At 69.7% G+C, this 6000-nt stretch carries 4 protein-coding genes; 2 read left to right on the forward strand and 2 right to left on the reverse strand.

Annotation, left to right across the window (positions count from 1 at the left end):
- Positions 1-221: 221 nt before the first annotated feature.
- Positions 222-1157, forward strand: a complete 936-nt coding sequence (locus QL985_RS07580; protein ID WP_059280795.1) for a CoA ester lyase — start codon at positions 222-224, stop codon at positions 1155-1157.
- Between the two features lie 295 nt (positions 1158-1452).
- Positions 1453-2421, forward strand: coding sequence for an L-lactate dehydrogenase (locus tag QL985_RS07585; protein WP_019311134.1), 969 nt, complete (start codon positions 1453-1455; stop codon positions 2419-2421).
- Between the two features lie 103 nt (positions 2422-2524).
- Here the strand turns inward: QL985_RS07585 and putP are convergent, their stop codons facing one another.
- Entirely contained in the window at positions 2525-4063 is a 1539-nt protein-coding gene (putP, locus tag QL985_RS07590; protein ID WP_059280794.1) for a sodium/proline symporter PutP, read from the reverse strand.
- A gap of 995 nt (positions 4064-5058) precedes the next feature.
- Complete coding sequence (gene gluQRS / locus QL985_RS07595) at positions 5059-5988, reverse strand: tRNA glutamyl-Q(34) synthetase GluQRS (RefSeq protein ID WP_290147701.1); 930 nt, start codon at positions 5986-5988, stop codon at positions 5059-5061.
- Positions 5989-6000: the final 12 nt, after the last annotated feature.

The following is a 6000-nucleotide window of genomic DNA, read 5'->3' on the forward strand; positions in this document are numbered from 1 at the left end:
GCACGACTGGCAGACGACCCGCACCAGCCGCCTCATCATCCAGGCTGGTTCGAGTGCTCGGCTGACCCGCGCCATCCCGCCTCACCCGTTCCACCGCGCGGACGGGCCGGTGAGCGACCACGGAGCATCCGCTCGGTGCCGCACGCCGGTTGCACCCGCAGCGGGACCCGAGGGGCGAGGGGGCGTGTCCGTTCTCAGACACAGATCGCGAAGTGACTCTCATGACCACCACCACAGCGGAAACCGCCATGACCATCGACCCCACCGAGATCCCCGCCGTGGGCCCCGAGCTCGCCCGTTCGTGGCTGCTCGTCAACGGCTCGCACGTCTCCCGCTTCGACCAGGCCGCCCAGAGCGCCGCGGACGCCGTGGTGCTGGACGTCGAGGACTCCGTGGCACCCGCGGACAAGGCCCAGGCCCGCGAGAACGTGATTGCGTGGCTCGGTTCCCGCAACCAGGACGGCCAGGTCAACCGCGCGTGGGTGCGCATCAACGGCTTCGGCACCGCGTGGTGGGAGGAGGACCTCCAGGCCCTGCGTGACGTCCCCGGCCTGGACGGCGTGATGCTTGCCATGACCGAGTCCCCCGAGCACGTGACCCGCACCGCCGAGATGCTGCGCGGCACCCGGATCGTGGCCCTCGTGGAGACCGCCCGCGGGGTGCAGAACCTGCAGGACATCGCCACCGCGCGCTCCACGTACCGCCTGGCGTTCGGCATCGGCGACTACCGCCGTGACACCGGCTTCGGCGAGAACCCCATGGCGCTCGCGTACACGCGCTCGCAGTTCACCATCGCGTCCCGCGCCGCGAACCTCCCGGGTCCCATCGACGGCCCGGCGGTGGGTGCGCTGGGCGCCAAGCTCGCCGAGGCCACGGGCATCACGGACGAGTTCGGCATGACCGGCAAGCTGTGCCTCATGCCCGAGCAGACCGCCACGGTCAACGAGGGTCTGTCCCCGTCCCTCAGCGAGCTCTCGTGGGCCACCGAGTTCCTGCAGGAGTTCGAGGAGGACGGCGGCCAGATCCGCAACGGCTCCGACCTGCCCCGCCTGGCCCGCGCCCGCAAGGTGCTGGGCCTGGCCACGGCGTTCGGCATGCGCCTGCCGGAGGGCTACGACATGCACTTCGAGGCCCCCACGGACACCTACCACTGCTGATTCCGCGCGGCGCCCGGCACCGGGCGCGCGTGCAGAACCCGGCGCGGCGGAGGGCTCCCGGCCCGTCGTTGGGCCCCGGCGGAGACACGCCGCCGGGGAGTGGGCTGCGTCATTGCCCGGGACGGGGAGACGGCGGAAGATGGTGGTGGGAACGCATTTCGGTGCCACCTGTATCCGGCCTCGGCCGGGCGCGGAACGCGGAACCGGGAGGTGTTCCCGCCAACCGGACCGTGTCCGTGCCGCCCAGGCGGCCGGGCGTGGCCGGACAGTCCGCGTCGAATGGAGCAGTGACACCGTGAGCCCGTCCAACGAAACCACCGTCCGCCGTACCAAGATCGGAATCGTGGGAGCGGGGTCCGTGGGCACCTCGCTGGCCTACGCCGCGATGATCCGCGGCACGTCCACGGACATCGCGCTCTACGACCTGCAGACCGCCAAGGTGCAGGCCGAGGCACTGGACCTCTCCCACGGGCAGATGTTCGCCCCGGGGGTCCGGGTGGAGGGCTCGGACGACGTCGCCGTGCTCAAGGACGCGGACATCGTGTTCGTGACCGCCGGCGCCAAGCAGAAGCCCGGGCAGACCCGCCTGGACCTGGCCGGTGCCAACACCGCGATCCTGAAGTCCCTCATGCCGCAGCTGCTGGAGCAGGCCCCGCAGGCCGTCTTCGTGCTGGTCACCAACCCGTGCGACGTGCTCACCGTGGTGGCCCAGCAGATCACCGGGCTGCCGTACCAGCGGATCATGAGCTCCGGCACCGTGCTGGACACCTCCCGCCTGCGCTGGCTGATCGGCAACGAGGCGCAGGTCAACACCAGCAGCGTGCACGCCTACATCATCGGTGAGCACGGGGACAGCGAGTTCCCCGTGTGGTCCTCCGCGAGCATCGGCCAGGTGCCGGTCAGCGAGTGGGAGGTGGACGGGCGCCGTCCCTTCACCCCGGAGCGCCTGGTGGAGCTCAAGGACCAGGTGGTCAACGCCGCGTACCGCGTGATCGAGGGCAAGGGCGCCACCAACTACGCGATCGGCCTGGCCGGTGTGCGGATCGCCGAGGCCGTGCTCAAGGACCAGCAGGCCGTGCTGTCCGTGTCCACGGTGCTGGACGACTACTACGGCGTGAGCGGCGTGGCCCTGTCCGTGCCGTCCGTGGTGGGCGGCACCGGTGTGGGCCAGCGCCTGCGGATCCCCATGGGTGAGCCCGAGAAGGAGCAGCTGCGCGCTTCCGCGGAGACCATGCGCGGGTCCCTGCGCGACCTGGGGTTCTGAGCCGGTTCGTGGCGGAACCGCCACGGCCGTGGACGTGAGAACGCCCTCGCACCGTACGGTGCGAGGGCGTTCTCACGTGTCAGCGCCGGGGCGCCGGGTCTGCTCAGACGGTCCCGGCGGGGGCCTCACCGGCAGCGGCCTTGGCGGCGGCAGCGGGGTCAGCCTCCTCGGGGTGGTTGACCAGGCGCAGGGTCTCGTCGAACTCGCGGTCGATCTCCGGGTTGTCCCGGTGGGTGATCAGGGAGACGACGATGCCCACCAGGCCACCCAGGATGAAGCCGGGGATGATCTCGTAGAGGTCGCTCCACGGGGTGTACTGCCACAGGAACACCGTGGCGGCGCCCACCACCATGGCGGAGATGGCACCCGCGTTGGTGAGCTTGCGCCAGAACAGGCTCATGAGCACCACGGGGCCGAAGGCCGCACCGAAGCCGGCCCACGCGAAGCCCACGAGGTCCAGGATGGTGGAGTTCTGCTCCCACGCCAGCGCGGCGGCCACCACGGCCACGAGCAGCACGCCGCCGCGGCCGAGCCACACCTGCGCCCTGGGGGACGGGGTGCGCTTGGCGGCCAGGTTGTAGAGGTCCTCCACCAGGGCGGAGGAGGAGACGATCAGCTGCGAGGAGATCGTGGACATGATCGCGGCGAGCACCGCGGCCAGCACGAACCCGGCCACCAGGGGGTGGAACAGCACCTGGGACATGTCCAGGAAGATGGCCTCGGGGTCGGTGGGCTCCTCGCCGGGGCGGTTGCCGTAGTACGCCAGCCCCACCAGGGCGGTGCCGATCGCACCCAGCACCGTGAGGAGCATCCAGCCGATGCCGATCCGGCGCCCGGCCTTGGCGTCCGCGGGGGTGCGTAGCGCCATGAAGCGCACGATGATGTGGGGCTGGCCGAAGTAGCCCAGGCCCCACGCGAGGGACGAGATGATGCCCACGGCGGTGCCGCCCGCGAAGAGCGAGAGCGCATCCGGGTTCACGGCCTCGATGCGGTTGACCATCTCACCGGGCCCACCCACCAGGAAGACGCCCACGATGGGCACCAGCAGCAGCGCGATCAGCATGAGCAGGCCCTGGAAGAGGTCCGTGTAGGACGCCCCCAGGAACCCGCCGAAGAACGTGTAGAGCACGGTCACGCCGGCCACCAGGAGCATGCCCACCTGGTAGCTCGTGCCGAACGAGGACTGGAAGAACACGCCGCCGGCCACCATGCCGGAGGACACGTAGAACGTGAAGAACACCAGGATGATCACGCCGGAGATCACGCGCAGCACCCGGGTGTTGCCCTTGAGCCGGTTGTCCAGGAAGGACGGGATGGTGATGGAGTTGTGGGAGACCTCGGTGTACGCACGCAGCCGCGGCGCCACGATCTTCCAGTTCACCCACGCACCCGCGGTCAGGCCGATCGCGAGCCACGCCTCCACCAGCCCGGAAAGGTACACCGCACCGGGCAGACCCATGAGCAGCCACCCGGACATGTCCGACGCCCCCGCGGACAGCGCCGCCACACCGGGCTTGAGGTTGCGCCCGCCCAGCATGTAGTCGTCGAGGTTCTTGGTCTTGCTGTTGGCCCACAGGCCGATGCAGATCATGACGATGAAGTACGCCAGGATCGCCATGAATTGGTACGCCTGATCGGACATACGCGTGCCTTCCGGTACGGGGTCGTTGGACTGCGCCCACTGTATAGGGGGATGAAATGGTTCCCGGTTGCATGAAGTGAGGCAGAGCACAAGGGTACGCCGCCCGGTCCTCAGGCGGGGCGACGCTGGTTGGTCTCCTTGACTCTGCTCATGCCGGCGCACCAGTCCCTGGTGGCTGGGCTGACAGCGGCTATGACGCGAAGAACATCCGTGTGACGTGCCGACACGTTGACGGTCAGCAACGGTTCCAGGTGGGAGACTCGGTTGCGCAGTGCGTGCAGGCGCCCCACGCGGTCAGCGAGAACGATCCCCAGGGGGTCGTGACTGTCGTTGTGCGGGAACGCAGTTCTCATGGCCTCGCTCCACAGGATGTGGCGCGCGGTACGTGGGGGCATCCTCATCCGGAGTTGGTAGCAGCTTCACGAACGCGCCGAAGGTCAGCTGGGCGAGTATGTCGTCGTGCGTGATGGGCGCGAACTTCCGGGGGTGGTTCTGAGGCCGGGCGGAGCGTGCATCTTCGGCCTGTCGACGTGCAATGTCCCGCGTCCTGCGGGTCAGTGAGGCGAGCGGGCGGGCGGGGTCCTGGAGCCAGTGCGGGGAGTGCAGTCCTTCACCATCGGGGCGTGGTTGCCCCGCGTTCCATGTGCGCAGCGCGTGGTCCACCGCGTTGCGGAGGGTGACTTCTGTCACGGCGAGAACTTCCTGGAATGCCGCTCCCAGCTGGAGGTTCCACCGGTACAGGTCAAGTGCGCGGGCGACGTCGTTGTGGGTGGAGCCCAGGTAGGTGGCCATTCTGGCCGAGTGCAGCGTGTGCGCAATCTGCAGGAGGGAGGACCGTTTAGCCATTCCCTGATTCTGTGACAGAAAAGGGTCCTGGGGTAGACTGGGAGCAACACGAGGACAAGGTCCCTCGTTCACTACATGGAGTTTCCCCCAGGGCAGATTGGTCCTGGGGGTTCTTCGTTTAACCCGTGCGGAATCCGCTCATCTGCGGGTCAGACCTGAGCCGCATCCCACGGCTCGAACACCGTGGGTTCCCTGGTCCAACTGGAGGGGTCCCAGTGCTCCAGCACGTCCGAGGCGGTGCGGACCGGGTGGGTCATACCCAAGGACGAGGCCAGCCACCCCACCACGTCCTGCGCCGTGTGCCCGAGCTCCTGCAGCTCCCGCAGGGTCACGGCGCCGTCCCGTTTGGCCAGCCGGTCCCCGGAGGGGCCCAGCACCAGGGGAACGTGCGCGTACTCGGGGATGCCGTAGCCCATGAGCGCCGCCAGGTAGGCCTGCCGGGGAGCGGAGGGCAGCAGGTCGTCCCCGCGCACCACCTGGTCCACGCCCTGCTCTGCGTCGTCCACCACCACGGCCAGGTTGTACGCGGGGGTGCCGTCGTTGCGCACGAGCACCATGTCGTCCACGGCACCCGTGAACTCGCCCGCGAAGTGGTCGTGCACCGTGAACTCACGCACCCCCGCGCGCAGCCGCACGGCGGGAGGACGTTCCGTGCGGCGTCGTGCCCGCTGCTCCTCGGTCAGGTCCCGGCACGTGCCCGGGTAGGCGCCCGGGATGCCGTGGGGCGCGGAGGCCGCCGCGTGGATCTCCCGGCGCGTACAGAAGCACTCGTAGGTGAGCCCGGCGTCCGTGAGGGTGCGCACGCGCTCCAGGAACAGGGGAATGCGCTCGGACTGCAGGTCCACGGGCCCGTCCCAGTCCAGCCCGATGGCCCGCAGGTCCTCGACGTTGCGCTCGGCGGCGCCCCGCTTCACCCGGTCCAGGTCCTCCACGCGCAGCAGGAACCGGCGGCCGGTGGCGCGCGCGAATCCCCACGCGGCCAGGGCCGTGCGCAGGTTGCCCAGGTGCAGGTCCCCGGAGGGCGACGGCGCGAAGCGGCCCGCGGGGGCGGGGACGGTCTCGGGGTGGCGGGCAATCACGCGAGAGACAGT

The organism is Kocuria sp. APC 4018 (genome assembly GCF_030407675.1).
GTDB lineage: Bacteria > Actinomycetota > Actinomycetes > Actinomycetales > Micrococcaceae > Kocuria > Kocuria rhizophila.